This is a genomic window from Paenibacillus sp. IITD108, assembly GCF_036541265.1.
In the GTDB taxonomy this organism is placed as follows: Bacteria; Bacillota; Bacilli; order Paenibacillales; family Paenibacillaceae; genus Pristimantibacillus.
This window is the reverse complement of sequence record NZ_JAZHCT010000038.1, coordinates 21,977-42,847: the sequence shown is the minus strand read 5'-3', so window position 1 is coordinate 42,847 and position 20,871 is coordinate 21,977. Positions and strand designations below refer to the sequence as shown.

16 protein-coding genes are annotated in these 20,871 nt (G+C 44.6%); 3 read left to right on the top strand and 13 right to left on the bottom strand.

Annotation, left to right across the window (positions count from 1 at the left end):
- The first annotated feature begins 252 nt into the window (after positions 1-252).
- Positions 253-1,503, top strand: a complete 1,251-nt coding sequence (locus V1L65_RS24305) for a carboxylate--amine ligase (protein ID WP_331701865.1) — start codon at positions 253-255, stop codon at positions 1,501-1,503.
- Between the two features lie 126 nt (positions 1,504-1,629).
- Here V1L65_RS24305 and V1L65_RS24300 read toward each other — a convergent pair whose 3' ends face one another.
- Together V1L65_RS24300 and V1L65_RS24295 are read right to left on the bottom strand one after the other, a co-directional pair.
- A complete protein-coding gene (locus tag V1L65_RS24300; protein WP_331701864.1) occupies positions 1,630-1,791 on the bottom strand; it encodes a hypothetical protein in 162 nt (53 codons plus the stop codon).
- Between the two features lie 43 nt (positions 1,792-1,834).
- Positions 1,835-4,081 (bottom strand): FAD-dependent oxidoreductase, encoded by a 2,247-nt coding sequence (locus V1L65_RS24295; protein ID WP_331701863.1) that lies wholly within the window; start codon positions 4,079-4,081, stop codon positions 1,835-1,837.
- A 123-nt stretch (positions 4,082-4,204) separates the two neighbouring features.
- Between V1L65_RS24295 and V1L65_RS24290 the strand changes: the two genes are divergently transcribed.
- Positions 4,205-5,023: an AraC family transcriptional regulator gene (locus V1L65_RS24290; RefSeq protein ID WP_331701862.1), complete on the top strand. Its 819-nt coding sequence runs from the start codon at positions 4,205-4,207 to the stop codon at positions 5,021-5,023.
- A 101-nt stretch (positions 5,024-5,124) separates the two neighbouring features.
- Here the strand turns inward: V1L65_RS24290 and V1L65_RS24285 are convergent, their stop codons facing one another.
- The 5 genes from V1L65_RS24285 to V1L65_RS24265 all read right to left on the bottom strand — a co-directional run bounded on the left by V1L65_RS24285 (position 5,125) and on the right by V1L65_RS24265 (position 13,460).
- Positions 5,125-9,147: a stalk domain-containing protein gene (locus tag V1L65_RS24285; protein WP_331701861.1), complete on the bottom strand. Its 4,023-nt coding sequence runs from the start codon at positions 9,145-9,147 to the stop codon at positions 5,125-5,127.
- A gap of 218 nt (positions 9,148-9,365) precedes the next feature.
- Positions 9,366-10,313 (bottom strand): hypothetical protein, encoded by a 948-nt coding sequence (locus V1L65_RS24280; RefSeq protein WP_331701860.1) that lies wholly within the window; start codon positions 10,311-10,313, stop codon positions 9,366-9,368.
- Between the two features lie 100 nt (positions 10,314-10,413).
- Entirely contained in the window at positions 10,414-11,256 is an 843-nt protein-coding gene (locus tag V1L65_RS24275; protein ID WP_331701859.1) for a carbohydrate ABC transporter permease, read from the bottom strand.
- A 12-nt stretch (positions 11,257-11,268) separates the two neighbouring features.
- Positions 11,269-12,129 carry a carbohydrate ABC transporter permease gene (locus V1L65_RS24270; protein ID WP_331701858.1) on the bottom strand — a complete coding sequence of 287 codons (861 nt, stop codon included), beginning with the start codon at positions 12,127-12,129 and terminating at the stop codon, positions 11,269-11,271.
- Positions 12,130-12,137: 8 nt separating this feature from the next.
- A complete protein-coding gene (locus V1L65_RS24265; protein WP_331701857.1) occupies positions 12,138-13,460 on the bottom strand; it encodes a sugar ABC transporter substrate-binding protein in 1,323 nt (440 codons plus the stop codon).
- A 765-nt stretch (positions 13,461-14,225) separates the two neighbouring features.
- Between V1L65_RS24265 and V1L65_RS24260 the strand changes: the two genes are divergently transcribed.
- Positions 14,226-14,444 carry a hypothetical protein gene (locus tag V1L65_RS24260; RefSeq protein WP_331701856.1) on the top strand — a complete coding sequence of 73 codons (219 nt, stop codon included), beginning with the start codon at positions 14,226-14,228 and terminating at the stop codon, positions 14,442-14,444.
- Between the two features lie 48 nt (positions 14,445-14,492).
- On the opposite strand, the gene V1L65_RS24255 is transcribed toward V1L65_RS24260, so the two are convergent.
- From V1L65_RS24255 to V1L65_RS24230, 6 genes are all read right to left on the bottom strand, one after another.
- Positions 14,493-15,908, bottom strand: a complete 1,416-nt coding sequence (locus V1L65_RS24255; protein WP_331701855.1) for a sulfatase family protein — start codon at positions 15,906-15,908, stop codon at positions 14,493-14,495.
- 28 nt (positions 15,909-15,936) lie between these two features.
- Positions 15,937-16,659 carry a response regulator transcription factor gene (locus V1L65_RS24250; RefSeq protein ID WP_331701854.1) on the bottom strand — a complete coding sequence of 241 codons (723 nt, stop codon included), beginning with the start codon at positions 16,657-16,659 and terminating at the stop codon, positions 15,937-15,939.
- Entirely contained in the window at positions 16,625-18,136 is a 1,512-nt protein-coding gene (locus V1L65_RS24245; RefSeq protein WP_331701853.1) for a sensor histidine kinase, read from the bottom strand. Before V1L65_RS24245 ends, V1L65_RS24250 begins: the two co-directional genes overlap by 35 nt.
- 78 nt (positions 18,137-18,214) lie before the next feature.
- A complete protein-coding gene (locus tag V1L65_RS24240) occupies positions 18,215-19,255 on the bottom strand; it encodes an ABC transporter substrate-binding protein (RefSeq protein ID WP_331701852.1) in 1,041 nt (346 codons plus the stop codon).
- A 19-nt stretch (positions 19,256-19,274) separates the two neighbouring features.
- Positions 19,275-20,081, bottom strand: a complete 807-nt coding sequence (locus tag V1L65_RS24235) for an ABC transporter ATP-binding protein (protein ID WP_331701851.1) — start codon at positions 20,079-20,081, stop codon at positions 19,275-19,277.
- Positions 20,057-20,851, bottom strand: coding sequence for an ABC transporter permease (locus V1L65_RS24230; protein WP_331701850.1), 795 nt, complete (start codon positions 20,849-20,851; stop codon positions 20,057-20,059). Before V1L65_RS24230 ends, V1L65_RS24235 begins: the two co-directional genes overlap by 25 nt.
- Between the last annotated feature and the right edge of the window lie 20 nt (positions 20,852-20,871).

The window sequence follows — 20,871 nt, the reverse complement described above, 5'->3', positions numbered from 1 at the left end:
GAAGAAAAACGATAGCCTGACGATCCGTTGTCTGTTCTCTCTCGGAAAGCTGCTCCCTAATACCAAGTCAGGGAATAAGAAGGAAGGTGAGCAATAGCCGAAAGATAAGAGCCCGCTTATGTTTCTCGCGTGATCTCTTGATGTTATTTTCACATTTCGCTACGCTAGCGAACAGGGTGAAAGTATGGCGACATCAAAAATTTTGATATAATAAGAGCAATGAATGTAGAACAGGTGGAACAAGGAGAAAACATGAACCGTTACGATTTTTTGCCAATTATACTTGGAAGCGATGAAAATGCATATGGAAACGTAAGACTCATCCATGAAGCTTACCAGATAAAGCCGCTGCTGCTATGCACTCGGCTGTTAATCCCAACTATGAATAGCCATTTGTTTGATCTGATTCAAATCGACCGATTTGACCATGAAGATGTATTCCCGGGAGCCTTGCTGTCCGTATTGGAGAAACATTCCACACCTGACAGAAAAATAGTCGTCATTCCTTGCTCAGATTATTATGCCGGCATGCTGTCGCGGCATTATAGCAAATTTAAAGGACTTATCAGCAATCATTTTATTTCCGAGAGCTTGCTCGATACGCTAGATACGAAGGATAAATTTTACAAGCTATGTGAAAAGCATGGGCTGGATTATCCGCAAACGATCGTTTGCGAGCCGCATGAACGCGAAATCGCTCTGGAACAAATGAGCTTTCAATTTCCGATCGTCGTAAAGCCCGAAAACAGTAATGCCTACGAGTATTTGCATTGTGATTTTGAAGGCAAAAAGAAGGTGTTTTTCTTTAATGAAAAGGATGAGTATTTAGCAATGGTCAGAAGTATGAATACCTCCGATTATAAAGGAAAGCTAATTATCCAAGAATTCATTCCTGGCGGGGACAGCTCAATGCGTGTCATCAACAGCTACTCTGACGATAATGGGAAAGTGAAAATGATGTGTCTTGGCCAGCCGGTACTCGAAGAGTATGCGCCGAAAACGCTCGGCAACTATGCAGCGATTATTTCACGTTCCGATATGAGCATTTATAAAAAGGTAAAGGCGTTTCTCGAAGAGATTGGTTACGTCGGTTTTTCCAATATCGATATGAAGTATGACAGCAGAACAGGTAAATATATGCTGTTCGAAATTAACCCGCGGCTTGGCAGAAGCAGTTTTTTTGTCAGGGCAGCAGGGCTTAATATGATAACTGCGCTGATCGATCATGCTGTTTATGGCAAGGATGCTGACTGTGTATACAGTGATCAAACTGCCCTTTGGTCAAATGTACCGAAAGTCGTATTGCGAAAATATGTAACTGATCCAGCGTTATCCGCTGAAATTAAAAAGCTGTATAAACAGAAAAAAACGCTTCAATCCCTTTGGTATAAGAAGGATTTAAACTTGAAGCGTATTATAAAAGTATCTCGATATTATTTCGGCCACATCAATAATTACCGACGATATTATTTTGACAAGGGACAAGCTGTACCAACCGAATAAATGGCCGATCCAATGGAGCCGTCAACACAAGAATTAAACGCACTAGCGCTGCACTAATGTTTTAACGGAGACTGTCGATTAATTGTGGATAGTTGCAACAAGCAATAGAAAGGGGTGCCACTGCGATCAAGATTGGGATTCGACCGCTGTTGTAGTCCAATTTTTTCTGAATAAATAATAACCCTGTAAAGGATAAAATTGGCCTACAAAGGCGGACGCTACCGCTTCTCCATTCCCATTCTTGCTCTCCGTCCCCCTTTTCTCATTGCTTACGATCGTTGCCCACAATTAATCGACAGTCTTTAAAGCAGCGCTAGTGCTATTTCTATACCTAGCTGTATGCGCGTACCTCAATCAATTCTGCCCGGTCGCAGCCATTGGTGCGTTCGACGACAATGCGCAGCGCGTTTATTTGAGTCATCTGCATATGATGCCTTTGCATGCGCCTGCGATTGCTGCTCACCTCATCCACCGTTTGCCATTTGCCGTCTGTCAAAGCCTCAATCCGATAGTCCGCTGCAAGCTCTGGCATAATATCGAATGACGTACGAATAAAATGCAAATTGTTCAAATATTCGTTAACATCATCATTCCAAATCAGTTGCAGCTCGTTTATGTCGACTGGCTTGGACCAATTCAACTGCAGCCACTCATGGCGGCCCTCCTTGACCCGCTCGGACACCCACATATGCGGTCCCGCAAAAGGCCGGTTATAGCCATCAATGACCCGTCCAGCCAAATAAGCGTCCGATTCGCCCTGTACGCGGAAGCAGATTGGCTTGCGATTGATTCTCCTCATGCTCCATGCTGCCACAGGCTGGACCAGCTGTATATCGCCAAGCCGCGGATCCTCAGCAGGCGTATCGGTGCGCTCGAAAGACAACACGCCTGCCAGCGGTATATGAGACAGATGCAAGGATACGGCCGGTTGCTTGCGCACAATAACAAAAGCGTTGCAGGCTTCATCCGGCTGCCAGGACAAGGAGACTGTTATCCATTGCTGATCGCCCTGTGGCACTGTCGCCGCTGTTTGTGCAATTCTATGCTTCGGCACATAGTTCTCTCCCCGGCCAGTAGCCCACAGCTCCACCTCGATTGTCGTCGCTTCCAGACTAGATACAAGCAGCTCCAACCCGGAAAAGCTCGGCGACACTGGAAATAAAAACGCTTTGTCCGTATCAAGCGGCAATGCTTCTGCTGCTTCCTCAATCGCAATCATCTTCAGCTCGCTGGAAGCTTTTATAGCTGCAGTTTTCGCCAAATCCTGCTCATCCTTATTCACAAGACCAATGACGGAAGCATCCTGCCGCAGCAAAATTTGCTGCAGCTCAGCCATATGGCTTTCATAAATACCTCGCGGAGTTGTACCTTTCCGAGCACACAATGCGGCGGCTGTCCCTGCCGCTTCGCCCATCGTGGCGCAAGTGGCCATTACTCTTGTAGTGCCGAATGCCACATGCGATGCGCTAATATTGCGGCCTGCCATCAGCATATTGGAAACATTAGCGGAATAAAGAGACCGATACGGAATATGGTAAATACCGTCCGAATACATATGCTTTGAGCCGCTTTCTACTGCATACATACCTTGCGGCGGGTGCAAATCAATCGACCATCCGCCAAAGGTGACACGATCCTCAAATGGCACCTGGGCTTTAATGTCATTTTGCGTCAACACATAGTCGCCCATCAACCTGCGGTATTCCCGCTTGCCCGGAATCGAACCGACCCATTCCAGCGTCAAATGATCTGCGTCAAACTTGCCCGAATTTTTAATATAATCCCAGATGCCGTAAATAACCGCCCACAGCTCATCGCGGATACGCTCGTTTTCATGCACCGTATCCAATTCGCCGCCCCATTCAATCCACCAGTAATGACACCCGGAATCGCCCGATTTGATAATACGGCGCTCCGGGATTGTCGTTTTTGTAATATCCTTGGCAAAAAACGGGGGCACATATTTTACAGGGTGGCCGACATCCTTCGTATAAAAGAGCAGCGTGCTGCCGAGTGTAATATCATCTGCTAGCTCAGGCGCCCACTCCTCATTGTACATATCCCTTGCCTCACGTCCGATCCGGAAGCTTGCGCCAGCCAAAAATCCGACCAGCCCATCCCCGGTGCAATCCAGATACACGCCGCTCTTAAACAGAATCCTTCGTTCAGAGCCTTGCATCCAGCCGGTTACTGAACGAATGATGCGCTCCTCTTCCTCTCCTTCTGCTTCGACCTCATGCACATCCGTATTAAGAAACAGCTGGATATTCGGTTCGGCAAGCACCGCTTCCAGCATAACCAAATCCCAGTAATACGCATTTCCTTCCGGGTTGCGGTACTGATTTTCCAAAAACAGCTCGCCCATAATGCCCGTTTCCCGAGCATAGCGGTGCGTGCCTGTCGCGGACGCGCCGCTTACCCAGACACGTACCTCACTGCTTGAATTCCCTCCTAGTACAGGTCTGTTTTGGACCAGGCTAACTGTGCTCCCCAGTCTGGCAGCCGCAATTGCCGCGCAAACGCCTGACAGACCTCCGCCCACAACCGTTATATCCGTTTCAATCGTTTCCTGTCTCATATCGCCAGCCCCTTATTACTTATTTATACGTAATTTCATCATAAGGGATAAGGTTTTCTTTTTACATTCAATAAGCTATCATACATTTATACTTTATTTCACACTGGAACGGAGTGATTGACAATGAGCGCACAATGGCTGGAGGGGCAGCTGCCGGTTTTGGTAAATGTTTATTACTGGAGGCAAAAGGAGCAGTTTTTGCTAGCTGAGGATGTCTATCACAAGTGGATCTTATTCGCGGTGGAAAAAGGCGCCTTTGCCTATCAGATTGGACAAGAAAGCGGCGTAGCGGAGCGCGGCGAGCTTGTTTTTTGTCCGCCTAATACCGTATTCAAACGCTCTATCCTGCGTCCGTTAACCTTTTTTGCTTTTAATTTTTCTTTGATGCTGCAGGAAGAAGATACTTCTTCTGCGGTGGAAGCTCATCCTGTTCATTGGCCGATTGGCAAAATAAAACCGCTGGACCAACAGCGGCTCAATTCAACCTTTGACCATTTGCGCCGTTTTTGGGATCAGCATGAAGAGCCGTATATTAGCCGTAAGCAATATTTGCTGCAGGATATGTGGAAGGTGCTTGGCTGGGAGCAGGAAAGCCTGATAGCAGGCAAGCAAAAAAAGAATGATCCGCTGATGAGAAAGGCTGAGCAAATCATGCTGGAACGGGCATACAGGCCGTTTTTACTTAGGGAATTGGCAAGAGAGCTAGGTCTCAGCCCTGTGCAGTTCACCAGACGCTTTCGAGAACAATATGCGGTCACACCTGCTGAATATGTGTCGGGCCTCCGGCTTAACCAAGCCCGCATCCTATTGGTCGAAACCGACTTTACCCTCGATGATATAGCGCGGCGCTGCGGCTATGACAACGGCTTTTATTTCAGCCGTGCCTTCTCCGCCAAAATCGGAATGCCGCCGTCCGTTTATCGGCAGAACAATCGTATATAAATAAGGAGAGCCCACTGTTGCGGACTCTCCTGTTTGGTTTAACTATTCCATACGCTAGACAATCACAAAAGCGCATAGTCATCTTTAGCTCTCGATGCAGTTTAAAGCTCCGTGGACACTACTTCCTTTGAAATACCCGGCGAGGTCTGGCCGCCAGATACAATAGTTAAGCGGATATTTACTGCTTCACCAACGGTTAAAGCATTTATAAACGCTTCATAATGCGTCGAGAACCAAACACCATTGTCAGTATTGTTCAAGATAATGACGATATCATTCTCCCCGGTCAATTCAACCATTTCGCCGTCCTGCAGCGTGTAGATCATCGATTGCGGCTCATCCCCCATCGTTTCTATCACAATTTGATCCCCATCAACCAGTCCTGATTCCGCCCAGCTTCTGTTGCCAGTATTCTGATCCGCATAAAGCTTAACAGCGTACTCACCACCCTTAATAATATCGACACTGTCAGTAGAAATATCAAAAGGTCCTGGTTGCTCTGCCGTTTTTACTGAAATTTCTTCTTCCGCCCATAATAACTGGTCATCCCAGATTTCTATTCGAATATTATAATTGGTGTTGGCTCTCAAGTCTGTGAACGTGTACCGATAATCTGATAAATTAGCAATCGTGTCCGGATCAATTTGTTCATCATCCAAATAAAGCTCGATACGCTTCCCCTCATAATAATTCCAAGCTATAGTAATACTGTTGGCAGTCTCCTCTACATATTGAATAATAGGAGATGTCGTGGCTAGATAGTGTCCAAATGCCACCATCTCTCCATCATGATTAACAGCAACTACACGTAACATATATTCCGTATTGGGCTTGAGCTCATATAGCGTTATACCATTTTCTTTAGTTGATTCGTAAGGCTTGCCCTCGCCAATCAAATAAACGTCGTAAGTCAAGCTTTCTTCCTCATAGCCTTCTAGCGCATTCCAAAACAGATGGATGGAATCCATTAGTGTTTCAGCCCTTAAGTCAGTTATTTTATTATAAAATCCAACAAGAAAGGAGGTTTCTGCCATTCCGCCTTTACCATCAGCCGCCTTAACTGTAATGGTCGTAGAACCGATATCATGCGGGTTAATGATCATTAAATTCCCTTCTACTTCAACCGTTGCAATAGCGTTACTGGACGAAGTAGCTGTAAATGTTAACGCATCGCCGTCTGGATCATCAAAAATGTACCTTACATTGAATTCGAGAGGCTCTTGAGTGTTCATCATCCGGTCGGCTATAGGCTCAACGACCTGAGGAGCCCTGTTGGTCGGTGTCATTGGCGATGGTGTCGACGGTACTGGCGTCTTTGGCTGCTGAGCTTCCTCCTGCTGCCGTTTTTCCTGCTCCAATGCTTGTTTCCCCCGCTCAAATCTTTGTTTTTCTGCATCCGAAAGACTTTGCTTTAATGCTTCTTCTGCTCGCTTAGCGGCTTCTTCTGCCTGCTTTTTATTCTCCTGCTCAATCCTCTCTCTCTCTGCTTTTATTTTATCAATCATAGAAGCTAGATGCTGTTCTGCTTGTTGTTGCTGCTGCTCACGCTGCTTGTTTTGCGCCTCCTGCTTCTTCTTTTGTTGCTCTTCCAATTGCTTCTGTTTTTCCCGCTGCTGCTTCTGCTGCTCGGATAATTGAAGCGGTGAAACATTATTCAAATCGATCTTATTATCTGAATTCTTATTAACCTCATCTATAATATCCTGTAACCGGTCTCGGTCTACATTCTGTTGATCGAGTGCCTGCTTTGCAATATTGGCGAGCAGGTTTTTTAAATTTTGCTGATATTGATTAATCTCGTCTTGAGACAGACCTAACGGATTATCGCTAGGGTTAGATCCAGAAAGTTCGTTCTTCCATCTCTCCAGCAACTCCTCATTTTCTTGATCGATCTTCTGCTTCGCCTTCAACATCGCTTCGATGACAGCAGGTGAAGCTTGATTAATGAAATCTGCCAGGTCAGTCATGTAAGGCTCATGAAGCTGTTCAGCACCCAATTCTGGAATTAAGCTCAGTTGCTGCCCAGGATAAACTAGGTTTGGTATCTGAGCCGCTCCATTCCCGCCTGCTTGAACAAGACCGCTATTTACTAAGAGTGTTGATGCCCCAGTTAAAGGATCAACGCCTACATAGAAGTTTGTTCCGCGAACATTGGTCACACCTGTTGGAGTCATTATTTTAAATGTATCATTAGCATTAACCAGGGAGGTCACACTAGCCCCAACCCCTCCGCTCCATAAAACAAAACTTGTGTGTTTTGAATGTGACGCATTGCTTAAATTAGAAATGTACAGCTCCGAGTTTTCGCTAATCGTAATTTCATCCTTGCGATCAACCGTTTTCAATACCGCACTTGAATTAAATTCAGTAACGATATGATCGCCATGATGCAGAGTGATCCCATTATAAGCTCTATAGGTCATTGAACCGCCTGCTTGACTTACCCATACCGTGCCTTTAATCTGTTCAAGCTTCGCTGCTCGCGAATGGCGATCCACTGCTGGCAGCTTTTCAACGGCTTCTGCTATTTGTCTTAAAATAACCGTCCTCGTATGCTGATCCCAGCTTACATCTGCTCCAAATGCCTCACTAAAAAATCTAACCGGGACATAGGTGCGGCCTTTTTTTATAAAAGGCGCGGCCTCTATCTCTCGCTGCTCTTCCACATTGGCTGCAGTATATTGGGTAGTCATTACACGGCTTCCTACCTGCAGCTTGATTTTCACATCGCCCTTAGATAATTCAATAGTACGCTCGTTATCATCGAAACCAATCTCATAGCCCATCTTTTCGCTTAATGCTCTAACAGGAACCATCGTGCGTCCCTTCACAATTTCAGGCTGTGCGTCGAAGCTAATGACTTGATCCTCAAGCACAACCTTCACCTGATTATTTTGCGGCAAATTGCTCGGAAGCTCATAAAATTCAAGCTCACGAATGGTATTATTATAGCTGTCCGCAATGAGCAGGCCGCCATTTGGCAAAACAGCTACATCAGTTGGGGAGTGAAGCAGATTATGGCCGTTAATCCCGTCTACTTGACCAAATTGCGTGGGCACACCAGCAATGGTACTTACTTGGCCATCAACAAGATAGCGAATCGTGTGGTTCAAGCTGTCGGCAATAACCAGCCCTTGCTCTTCTGTAATGGCAATACCTCTAGGAGAATGAAAACGTGCCTCCAAGCTGGATCCGTCTGCGTAACCGCCTCCAGCATACAGAGCTTCCTTCGCATACTTCGGAGTCTCCCCTTTAGATAATCCTGCAGCCGTTGTAACTGTACCCTCTGTCAAATCTATATACCGTATAACATGATTGCCTGTATCGCTTACATACAAATTGCCTTTTTTGTCTATTGCAAGACTAGTAGGCTCATTGAATTTGGATGCTGACAATTTGCCGTCGGCATAGTCGCCTGCAAGAACAGCATAGCCCGCTGTAACCTCGACAACGCGATCAGATGGAGCATTCAACGTGGTGACCTGTCCATCCGGGGTTATTCGTCTGATCAAATGATTCAATGTATCCGCAACATATAAGGTTCCGTCTGCAGCAACAGCAACATCTTGAGGCTGGTAAAATCTCGCCCCTGTACCTGCCCCGTCTTTATTGCCAAGAATGCCGTCTCCAGCAATTGTTGACACTGCTCCGTCTTTTGAAATTTTTCGAATCAAATTATTCTCTGCATCCGCGATATAAACATTACCTTTCGTATCGGTATCCATACCCGAAGGACCGTTAAATAAAGCTGTTTGCTTAGCTCCGTCGTGCCAGCCTCCGCCTGGGGCTCCACTCGCATCCTTATCCAACACAAAACCTGCATAAGTAGAAACCTGCCCATTCATAACCTGCCGTATAAGATGATTTCTGCTGTCTGCCACAAGCACAGAACCGTCCTTCAATACAGCTATTCCTTGCGGCATACGAAAAGAAGCTTCTAATGCTGCTCCATCCCAATCATCAAATTCGCCGCTGCCAGCAAACACCGAGACACTTGTCAGTGCCTCTTCGTTCGACGACTGCTCCCCTTGTAACGCCGAAGCTCCTGAAGCTCCCGCTGCCGTACTTCCAATTAACGTCAGTACCATAACAGCAATTAGTAATCTACTGTATAGCAGTTTCATATATCTAACTCCCTTTCCCCTCACTTCTTAAATTCTACCAAATATTATGCCATACATTGTATTCACTTGTAATTGTAACTTTTTATAAAGAATGCTTTTGTGGCTATAGTTACAGTTTTTAGATAAAAAAAGCAAAGAAGGGCCGTCTCCTTCATCATTGAACAATGACAAAAGGAAACAGCCCTTTTTATACTAAACCATTCAAAGTAGATCAATAACTATGCTTGCTTGGCGTCCTCTATCCAAGCCATCCGTTTTGCCTTTAAAGCAGCCAGCTCTCCTTCCGCTTTCCGGGAATCAGCTTCCAGGGCGTTTACTACCATTCTTACTTTGTGAAGACCGTCCAATGTCTGATCTTGGGCATTTTTGATGCGTCCCTGCACAATCCAGTCTGTAATTAAACCATCAAACCAGTAATCAGCCATTTTGAGAGTCCCGCTGATATCAATCTGAATATCTGTTGATCTTTGCAGATCGGCCAGCTCTTTTTGAAATTGCCGCAGCTGGCGGTTAGCATTATGAATAGAAGTTCTGGCATCGTCTACATGGCCGTGCTTAATATGAGTACTTATAAGCCCGCCGTTCGCCCACATATCCCAATTGCCCCAGTTCTCTGCTTTTTCCAAGCTTTCTGAAGCATACGTTAGCGACGAGACAACCCCTCTCCCAGCAGATAGAGCTTCTCCTATTTCTTTGAGCAGCAAGCTTTTATCCGAAATCTGATCTTCCATTTCTTCCAGCTCATGTGCAGCATGCGGGGAATTCCGCAACGCAGCTTCCTTTTTCAGCATCAGTTGGTTGTACGCTTCATGTGCATTAGAAAGCTCGTAAAGAAGATGACCGACTTCGACCAATTCCTCCTTGAGCTCCTGGAGGCTTTGCTGAGCTTCTTGCAGCTTCAACGTTGCTGCCAGCACCTGCTGACGCTCCATCTCGAGCTGCTCGTTTTTACTTCTTAATATCGTATGAAACAAATTGGTCAGCGACATGCTTGTCAGCTTCTCAACATCCGCCTGCTCCATTTCAAGCTCAACTTCAAGCTTTACTATTAAGGCTTCTTGCTCTCGGACTCGTTTCAGTAAATTTTCACGCCTGCTCTCCGCTCTTGTAAGCTCATGCTTGCGCTCTCTCAATTGTGCCATTTGTTCAAAATTCAATTCCGACACCTTAACGCCTCCTTTAATTATAGAAGCTTCAACAGTTGTATTAACGTATAACGTTTGTAACTGTTTTAAGGTTTCGTTTTTCCAATGTCCCGTTGTCTAATTATTCTTTAATACCGGTATTAGATACGCCCTGCACAAAGTAACGCTGCAGCGGAAGCAGCAAAAACACTGGAATAATAACAGCGATGACGGATACCGCGTACAGCTCGTTCCATAAAGTGGAGTGCTCGGTTGTGAAATCACTCATCGCCACTTGAATCACTTTATACTCTTTGGAACGGGTAGCAATTAGGGGCCACATAAAAGATTCCCACTGTGAAATAAACAAGAGCAGCCCTGCGCTGATCGTAACCGGTTTGCATAAAGGCATAATGATGGAACGGTATATTTTCCACCAGGTGGCGCCGTCCAGACGTGCCGATTCAATTAGGGAATCAGGCAAATCGAGAAAAAACTGCCGATACAAAAAGATAACTAGCCCATTGGCCACTGCAGGCACAATCAATCCGTAATAAGTATCGATCCAGCCTATTGATGTAACAAGCCCGTACAGCGGAATCGCAATCACTTCGAACGGGATCATAAAAGTAAGCAGCACCACGCCAAATAGCAGCGTCTTTCCTTTAAATTGAAATTTGGCAAACGCAAAGGCAGCCATCGAACCGAAAATAATACCAAATAGAACCGTCATCATAGCGACGAAAAAGGTATTGAACAAAACTTTGTCGAAATTGCGGACTGTAAACAAGCTGATATAAGCATCAAAGGTAATATTAGTGGGCAAAAATGTATACAAGGTCACGGGAGACACGTATTTGAAAATATCCTTTAACGGCCTCAGTGAGGAAACAACCGCAAATAACAATGGAAATACAATTATGAATGCCGATAAAACCTGTACGGTGTACATCGCCGTGTTCGATGCATAATTCCTTTTGAACAACTAAATCCCCTCCTAAACCTTAGACCTGAACATGCGGAATTGAACGGCGATAATACACAAAATCAGAATCAGCAGCAGTATGACGATAGCCGAAGCTCTCCCTGAATCCGAATAAACAAATGCGCTAGCGAAGCTTTCATTCATCAGCACATTCGTGCTGTTCTCAGGTCCGCCTTTAGTCAATATATACATAGGGGCAAACAACAGGAAATTAGCAACCGTATCCGCGACAATAACGAACGTAAGCGGACGCTTCATAAGTGGGAACGTTACATTTTTGAACTGCTGCCATTTTCCTGCGCCGTCAATGCTGGCGGCTTCATATAAATTTGACGGAACCTCCTGCAAGCCGGCGAGCAAAAAGATAGCCCAATAGCCTACACCCTTCCAGGTGGCAATCGCCATAATCACCCACAGCGCCTGATCTTTACTGATCAGAAACGGCTGCTGCTGCAGCCCCATGGCGACTAAAGCAGAGTTGACAACGCCCTGCTCCGGGCTGAGCATAATGCTCCACAATATGCAGGCTATCGGAAGCGATACAGCTATCGGAACAAAATTGATGCTCCGAAATATATGGATCCCTTTCAGCTTGACGTTCAGCATCAGCGCGAGCAAAAATGCCAGCGCGATTTGAATCGGATTTATGAACACATTAAAGATCAAAGTGACGTTTACAGAATTCCAAAAGCCGCTGTCCATAAACAGGTGCTTGTAATTATCAAGTCCCGCGAAGGATTGCTGTCCTGCAATAAATTCCGGCGTATACAGACTGTTTTTGAATCCAAGCACAATTGGGTATAGTTTAAAAATAAGCAGCAAGGAAAGTGCCGGAAGCAAGAACAAGTAAGGTGCGTATATGATTCTTTTCATAGTGCGGCCTATTTGACTACACTTTCATATTTCTTGAGTTGTCTATCCATTTGAACGGCTGCCTCGTCCAAAGCTTTCTTTGGTTCCGTACCGTTTTTAATATCATCAAAGGCTTGATTATACAGCGACTCCCAATCCAGATAACCCGGTGTCAGCGGCCGGGAAACCGCCGTATTTTGCGCTTCGTAAGTTGCGATGCGGTAAACGTTGTTAGGAAACTCATCGAATTTCGCGTCAGATTCAATCTGCTTCAATATATCGATATTCGCTGGCAGATCCTTATTGCCGTCAAACCAGATCCGCGCTCCTTCACCGATCGTAAAATATTCAATAAACTTGGCTGCCGCTTCCTTCTTCTCCGAATATTTATTAATGCCCAGATGCCAGCTTCCCGTTGGAGTGGCAACCTTCTCGCCCGCGAAATATGGATGCGGCGCAATGCCGTAATTGATTTTCGCATCAAGAAAATCTTTGGTGCTCCACGTTCCGCCTACAAACATGGCCACTTTGCCGGATGAGAAATATTCTTTGGATACATCGGGCGCCACTCTCGGGCTGATCTTCCAAGTATTGAACATATCATAGTAAAATGATGCCGCTTTGACAGACAAATCCGAGTTAATCAGTCCAGCAGTCGAAATGCCTTTATCATCGATCACTTTCGCACCCAGGCTTTCCGACAAGGCCAATGTTTGATAAGCACGGCTTACCTGGTCAAAGCTGAAGCCGAATACATCGCTTTGGCCGTCACCGTTCGTATCGTAAGTAAGCTTCTTGGCCGCTTCGACAACCTGCTCCCATGTCCAGCGCTTCTCAATGTCAAACTCGGGAGTTTCAACGCCCTTTTCTGCGAATATATCTTTATTGTAATAAAGCACCTGTGATGAAGTATTCATCGGAGCCGCCATCAGCTGTCCTCCGTACTGACCGGCGTTGATGGAAGATTCGATCCATTTGGAGCTGTACTCGCTGGAAGAAATATATGACTCTAACGGCTCTAAATAACCTTTAACCGTGTAATTGGCTACCAAAGGTCCGTCAACCGTAATGACGTCGTAATCCTTTGACTTGGAGCCCAGCTTTACTTCAATCGTTTCGAACAATTGGCGGAACGGATAGCTCTCCACCTTCACCTTAATGCCGGGATACTTATTTTCAAAGCCCGCTATTACATCCAGAAGGCCTGACTTTTCCCACTGCCCTTGAGAAATCATCGTAATTTCAGTAATCTTGCCGTCAGATTCGCCCGAACTGCCTTTCTTACCTGAGGAACAACCAATCATGGCTACTATAAAAACGCTTGAAAATAAAACAATTAAAGCTTTTCTCATTTCTAACCCCTCCTGTTTTGAATTGTTCAAACGGTTAATTTCTGTCAAGCGGCATTTTAAGAAGGAGTTGGATTTGAGAAGGATAAAAAAACAAAACCGACTTCATTAGGTAGAAGTCGGTTTGTTATTCATTTGCGCGATTCGCGATCATACCGAAGCAACTCGAACGAACACACAAAACTGTAACGAACCTAAGGAGGGTGTCGATTAATTGTGGGCAACTATAACGAAGAATGGGGCAACATTTGTATTCGAAATTTCGTTTAAAGACTGTCACTAGTTTGTTCTATCGTTTGTTGCACTTTAACGGTTACCACAGGCGCTAATTGGCCTAAAAAACCGCTTTTAAAATTCTAACGGTTATAGCAGCGCTTATTTGCCTCAAATCAGGCTTATAAAGCAAAAAAATAGCAAATAGCGCTAATGGCAACCGTTACAAATTCAAAACTGCCTTTTTTGAATAAATAGCGCTTCTCACATCCGTTACAGTTTTGCAAATCGTTTACTGGACCTTAGCAGATGCTGCACAGCTGCTAGTTTCTATTGCGAAAAACGGGTGTTTTAAAAATGTAACGAATCCAGCCAGCGCTATCTGTGAACAAAACACTGTTTTAGGCACCTTTAGACACACATAAGAACGTATAGATTCGTTAGATTTTCAAAAGTGGCTTTTTCGGCCAAATAAGGCTTCCACGATTCGTTAGAATCTGCGCCGCTCCATATCAAAAAAACCAACCAGCAATTTTGCGTTTGCCGGTTGGTTTAATGTTTGATTTACTGGTTGGTCTACTGTTTGCTTTACTATTTACTTTACTGGTTGGTCTACTGTTTGGTTTGCTGGTTGGTCTACTGTTTGCTTTACTATTTACTTTACTAGTTGGTCTACTGGTTGGTTTGCCGGTTGGTTTAATGGTTGGTTCACTGTGTGCTTTGCTAGTTGGTTCACTGTGTGCTTTACTGGTTAGTTACTATTCACTTTGCTAGTTGGTTCACTGTTTGCTTTGCTGGTTGGTCCCAATTAGCCACCGTTTCCTACTCTATTTCCTCCACAGGCTCGTCCAGCACTTCCTTCTGCAGACGATGCAGCTCCTGCTTCAGCTCACGCGTAATATCCGCGTATTCCTCATTATGATACACGTTGTTCAGCTCATACGGATCTTTCTCAAGGTCGTAAAGCTCCCACTCTGGCGGGCGGTTTTCGTCGATGGAGCCGGATGTGCCAAGCGCTTCGCCATAATAGTAGATAAGCTTGTAGCGCTCTGTGCGAATGCCATAATGAGAATATACATTATGATGCTCGTCCAGATGCATCCAGTAGCGATAGTACATCGATGTGCGCCAGCCCTCAGGCGTCTGCCCTTCCCAAATCGAACGCAGGCTGTAGCCTTGCATTTCTTCAGGAACAGGAACGCCCGCGTAATCCAAAAATGTCGCAGGGAAATCAACATTCAGCGCCATCGCGTCTGTACGCGAGCCTGCCTTGATCGCACGCGGATAACGAACGATAAACGGCATGCGCAGGGACTCCTCATACATAAGGCGCTTGTCATACCAGCCATGATCGCCCAGGAAGAAGCCTTGGTCAGATGTATATACAACGATTGTATCTTCCGCAATGCCTTCTTTGTCCAAATAATCAAGCAAGTTGCCAATTGATTCGTCAATGGACGCCACGCATCTCAAATAATCCTTGATATAGCGCTGGTATCTCCACTTTTTCTCTTCAAGCGGCGTCAGGCCTTCCGGCGGCGTTGCTTTCAGATCGACTAGATCGTTCATGTCGGATTCGATACGCATTTTTGCTTCTTTTGCTGCATCAGAGCGTGTTGCATAATCATCATAGAAGGTTTCCGGCTCTGGAATATCAATATCATCATAAAGATTAGCGTATTTTTCAGCCGGCTGCCATGGACGATGCGGCGCTTTATGATGGCACATAAGCAGGAATGGGCGATCCTTGTCGCGTTTTTCCAGCCAGTCGATCGAGAAGTCGGTAATGAGCTCTGTCGCATAGCCTTTGAATTGCTTCAGCTCGCCCATTTCATAGAAATGAGGATCATGGTATTCGCCTTGGCCTGGCACGACGGTCCAAAAATCGAAGCCAGTTGGGTCTGCGTTGCCGCTATGGCCCAAATGCCATTTGCCGATCATAGCCGTTTGGTACCCATCAGCTTGAAGCAGCTTTGGGAAGGTCATTTGACGGCCGTCCAGCTCATCTTCAATCGATTTAACGCCATTAAGATGATTATATTTACCTGTTAAAATAGCAGCTCTGCTCGGCGAGCAAATAGAGTTGGTGCAGAAGCAGTTATCAAATAAAATACCTTCGTCTGCAATGCGGTCCAGCTGCGGTGTTTGGTTAATACGGCTGCCATAGCAGCTCATAGCGTGTGAAGCATGGTCATCTGACATAATAAATAAAATATTGGGTCTGCGATTCGTACTCAATGTTAGTCACCCCGAATAGTTATTATAGTTAACCAATCTCAAATAGAAAGGTTATATTTAATTTGCGAATTAAATTAACAATTTCCCGTGTGCGTTTCATATTGAATTTCTTAAGTAAAGTATTAATTTGCGACTTGATGGTAACAGGCTCCACCATGCGCATCCGCGCGATTTCGTCTACTTTATAGCTTTCAAGCAATAGCTTAATAATTTCCCGCTCCGCCTGCGTAAGCTGTGATAATATCGTCATAAAAAATAATAAGCTGCTTTCGGTTTGCTTCAGACGAGAAAATTCGGTTTGCAGCTTGGAAGCCATGGAGGAGGAGCCTTTTGTTTGTTCTTCGAAAGCATCCTCTATGCTGCGCAATATTTCGGAATGCTCAGCAGATTTGACTAAATAATCTCTAGCATTATTGAGCGTATAGGCCTTATAGATCGTTTCATCATCTTCATGCACGGTCAAAAAAATGATGCCGGTCTGCGGCTTTAAAGCAGATAAACGGCTTGCTGCTTCTATCCCGTCCTGATGGGATTCCATCTCAATATCCATGAGTATAATGTCTGCATCGGACTGCGATGCCAGCTCTACAGCCTCTGCGCCGGATGAAGCAGCCCCCACAAGACTCATATGCGGACAATCTTCAATCATCTCAGAGAAATCCTGCCGCAAAATTTCATTATCCTCAGCAATTATAACCCTTATATTCTCCTCTTGCCTAGCTGTTTGGCCTGTAGATGGGTAAGTAAACATAAAATGTCGTACCCTCCCCTAGTTTGCTTTCAAAGCGTACAAAACCAAAATGTGCTTTGACGGTTTGCTGGACATAAGATAAACCAATTCCCCAATTCGTATTGGAATTTTTGCGTGTATAGAAAGGCTCGAATATACGATTCCTCTGCCCTTTTTCTATACCTACTCCGTTATCTTTAATCTGCAATACAATTCTGTCCCCTGCCTGATAAGCATCGAAGCTGACGATCTGCTTACGCCCATTAGCCTCATTGTCTGCAACTGCATCGAAGGCATTGCTTAGCAAATTGCATATTGTCTGAACAATATAAGGGCGGTCAGCAAGCAAAAACTGATCCTCAAACTCATTCGTCTTCAGCAGCTTTCGCTGGCTTTCCTCAAGCTTTTTAAGCACATCATCATAAATAACGCGCAACGGCGTAGGCTTTAGCTGCATCCGGTTCGATTTGAACGCGCTGTACAGCTCATCCATCCGCTGCAAAATCTGCTCATTGCTTTGAGCGAGCTGCTCCAATTGCCCGCTTATTATTTCCTGCGCAGCAGTTTCTTCATTCTCTTCCATGCTTTTCTTTTTCATATTGCGAATAAGCACACGCTGGGCCAGCAGCTGATTTTTGATGCCATGCGTAAAAATACGAACGCCCATATTGTTCTCCCGTATTTTTTTCTCCAGCATCATTTCCGGCTTGCCGATTTGTCCAATGAGCTTGTTATATTTCCACAAAGACATCGTGCCAACAATCGTCATCAAAAAGCTGACAACAATCATCACGTACCATTGCACTAGCGACAATGTATGCCCATAGTAGAGCGTTCCGAGAAAGGAATTGTTAACAGCAATTGCATGGCTTACCTGCAACGGTGAAAAAACGCCAAACAGCATAAAAATAATTTGCAAATTCACTACTGTTATAAGTACAATCATAAAATTGTTTTTTAGCCAAGGCGTCTTCATCCGCTTAAGCTGTCTAAACAATATATATAGCGTACCCAGTACGTACATAATATTCAACCCGCGCACAATAACGGCAGTCCAGGTATGCACCGTATCAGATGCCCCGGCAGTAAGAGCGGCATAAATAGTCGGCTCATAGATCAAATAATTCATTAATGCAAATACAAAAACAGCACCATAAAGGTAACGTTTTTGATTACGGCCAATAATATCGCTCACGTTGATCACAAATCCGGCTGAGAAGAACAAAAAGACTGCGCGGCCTATGCAAAGCAAGCGGCTCATTTGATCGATTGTAATCATGGAATATTGAAAATAACGATGGATGTCCGTATGGAGAAAAAAAATAATTTCCATGCGATACGGCAGCCCGCCGCTCTTAGCAAAATAAAACATGAAACCGACGATGAGCAGCATGCTGCCAATAAAGCTGCCGGCAAGCCAGGTCGATGTCGATTTCATGCTAGTTAAGACTAGGACGATTCCCGTAATCAGCATGATCGCTAAAATAAATATGATCATTTTCTCTAGCCCCTAGTGGAATAGTAACGACAGAATATCTGTCGTTACTATTCTAGCATGCTCTTTGAAGTCGGGAAATTATTCCGCTACTTTTTTCATTAGATCAAATGTTACATAGTCTTCTACTGGTGTTTCTTTATCAAGCTGGCCACCGTCAATGAATAGCTTCTGCTGCTGCTCATACCACTTTTTAGCCGTACCGTCAGCAAAGTATCCTTGAACCTCTTTACCCGTTAACCATACGCCTGTGTCGACTTCTTGCTGTACAGAATCTTTAGGCGTGTCATTAAGCTCCGCTACATAATCAACAACCTCGTCCAGGTGCTCAACTCTGTAGTCCATTGCTTGGTGCAATGCTTTAAGGAAACGAACCGTTTTGTCCTCGTTTTTCTTCAAGAAATCTGGTGTAGCAACCCAGCTTGCAGGAAATACAAACTCATCACTGAAGCTTGCACTATCCGCAAGAACCGTAACATTGTCATTGCCTGCAGCCTTTTTAACTTCTGTAGAATAAGGAGCCCATACGATAACCGCATCAACCTTTTTAGCGATAAATGCAGATACTGCGCCTGCCATATCCATGTTGATCAGCTTCACATCGTTACGAGTCATGCCTTCTCTTTTAAGAGCTAGATCAAGTACAACATCGCCGGAAGTGCCTAGCTGAGTCGCAACTGTTTTGCCTTTCAAATCTTTAACAGATTTAATGCCTGTATCGTTTCTAACAATTAGTTCTTCAGCTTTACTTAGAACGTCCAGGGAAAGAACTTTAACTTTTCCTTGTACAGCAAGGAAATGCGCGCCGTGACCTACATAGCCAAGATCAATGTCTCCAGAAACCATGGCTGCAATCTCAGTTGGTCCGCTAGTAAATTTCACAAGCTCAATATCAAGATTTTGATCTTTAAAGAAGCCTTTTTTAATACCTGTAATAATCGCTGATGAACCGCCCATATTCGGGTGATAAGCAATACGTAATTTATCTGCTTTTTGTGTTTGCTGTTCACCAGATGGCGTGGATGAATTACTTGGGGTGTTTGTATTATTGTTTGATTTCCCACATGCTGCCAATGCAAATACTAGAACTACTGTTAACATAAGCGTGACCCATTTTTTCAAAGCAATCCCCTCTTTTCGATTATTTTTTGGCACCTAGGTATTCTTCATACACCTGATTCCAAATTTCATTCTTTATATCGTTAAACTCTTTGGACATACGGGTTTCTTGTGTCCGCGGATGTTTAAGATCAATGTCAATGATCGTCTTAATTCTTCCTGGTCTTGCACTCATAACAACTACGCGGTTTGCAAGCAGTACCGCTTCCTCCACGTCATGTGTAATAAAGAAGCATGTCTTTTGCTCTTGCTCCCAAGTATTTAGAAGCTCAACCTGCAGCTGCGTACGAGTTTGTGCATCCAGCGCACCGAACGGCTCATCAAGCAGCAGCAGCTTTGGATTTACGGCATAAGCTCTAGCAATCGCAACACGCTGCTTCATACCTCCAGAAAGCTCTTTCGGATAAGAATTCGCAAAGTCTTTAAGACCTACGGATTCAATATACTTTTCAGCAATTTCTTTGCGTTCGCCTTTTCCAACCTTCTTAAGCTTTAAGCCAAACTCAACATTCTGTCTAACCGTTAACCACGGGAACAAAGCGTACTGCTGGAATACGATTCCTCGCTCCGCGCTTGGGCCGCTGATCGGCTTGCCATCTATTCTAATTTCGCCTGAGGTAGGCTCGTCCAATCCGCCAAGAATATTAAGAAGCGTTGTTTTGCCGCAGCCTGAAGGACCTACTACACAAATAAATTCATTATTATTAATCGTTAAATTCGTATCATTAAGGGCTACTACTTCACCGCGGCTTGACTGATAAACTTTTCTGACTTTATCGACGACAACTTTCGGCTCACTATTCATCATACGCTCCGCACTTCCTGCCATCCTGCCAACTTCCTTTCTAAGAACAATAATGTTTTATCCAAAATAAAACCGATAACCCCGATTACAACGATACCTAAAATAACGATTTCCATTCGGAAATACAAGCTCGCTTCTTGGATCATTTGACCAAGACCTACTTGAGCGCCTGTAAGCTCTGCCGCAATCAATGTTGTAAGTGCCGCACTTAAACCCAAACGAAGTGCAACTAATATAAACGGAAATGCTGCCGGAATAATAACTTTTAAAAATATATCGCTATCTTTAGCACCAAGGACTCGCGAAGCTTTAATTAATGTAACATCAACATTACGTACCCCTTGATAAATAGAAACGACCATTACTAGAAAGGAAGCTATAAAAATAACAGTTATTTTAGCGCTTTCACCAACGCCCTGAGCAACAATGACAAGCGGGATGTACGCAATTGGTGGAATCGTTCTCAAAAATTGGATCCATGGCTCAACCAGCAATCTGCAAACCTTGTACCAGCCCATTAGAAAGGCTACTGGAATCGCAATAATAAGTGCAAGAATGAATCCGCCTAGTACGCGATACAAGCTCACATAAGTATGCTCGAGCAATTTTCCATTGGAAATTTCTTTTACAAAAGCATTAAACGTATCTACAGGACCAGCGAAAACGGCACCTGCACTCGTCATAGAAACTAACTGCCACGTCAGCAATCCGAGCAACAAGGATATCAGCAGGAAAACCCTTCCATCAATCTTGTCGATAAATTGGCCGAACTTTGTTCTTGGTTTGTTAATCATGTGCATCTTCACCTTTATCT

Coding starts and splice junctions, on each gene's coding strand:
- V1L65_RS24230 (WP_331701850.1), bottom strand. CDS start 20,851: ATGATTAACAAACCAAGAACAAAGTTCGGCCAATTTATCGACAAGATT.
- V1L65_RS24285 (WP_331701861.1), bottom strand. CDS start 9,147: ATGAAACTGCTATACAGTAGATTACTAATTGCTGTTATGGTACTGACG.
- V1L65_RS24305 (WP_331701865.1), top strand. CDS start 253: ATGAACCGTTACGATTTTTTGCCAATTATACTTGGAAGCGATGAAAAT.
- V1L65_RS24295 (WP_331701863.1), bottom strand. CDS start 4,081: ATGAGACAGGAAACGATTGAAACGGATATAACGGTTGTGGGCGGAGGT.
- V1L65_RS24270 (WP_331701858.1), bottom strand. CDS start 12,129: ATGAAAAGAATCATATACGCACCTTACTTGTTCTTGCTTCCGGCACTT.
- V1L65_RS24260 (WP_331701856.1), top strand. CDS start 14,226: ATGTTTGATTTACTGGTTGGTCTACTGTTTGCTTTACTATTTACTTTA.
- V1L65_RS24290 (WP_331701862.1), top strand. CDS start 4,205: ATGAGCGCACAATGGCTGGAGGGGCAGCTGCCGGTTTTGGTAAATGTT.
- V1L65_RS24245 (WP_331701853.1), bottom strand. CDS start 18,136: ATGATCATATTTATTTTAGCGATCATGCTGATTACGGGAATCGTCCTA.
- V1L65_RS24235 (WP_331701851.1), bottom strand. CDS start 20,081: ATGGCAGGAAGTGCGGAGCGTATGATGAATAGTGAGCCGAAAGTTGTC.
- V1L65_RS24265 (WP_331701857.1), bottom strand. CDS start 13,460: ATGAGAAAAGCTTTAATTGTTTTATTTTCAAGCGTTTTTATAGTAGCC.
- V1L65_RS24250 (WP_331701854.1), bottom strand. CDS start 16,659: ATGTTTACTTACCCATCTACAGGCCAAACAGCTAGGCAAGAGGAGAAT.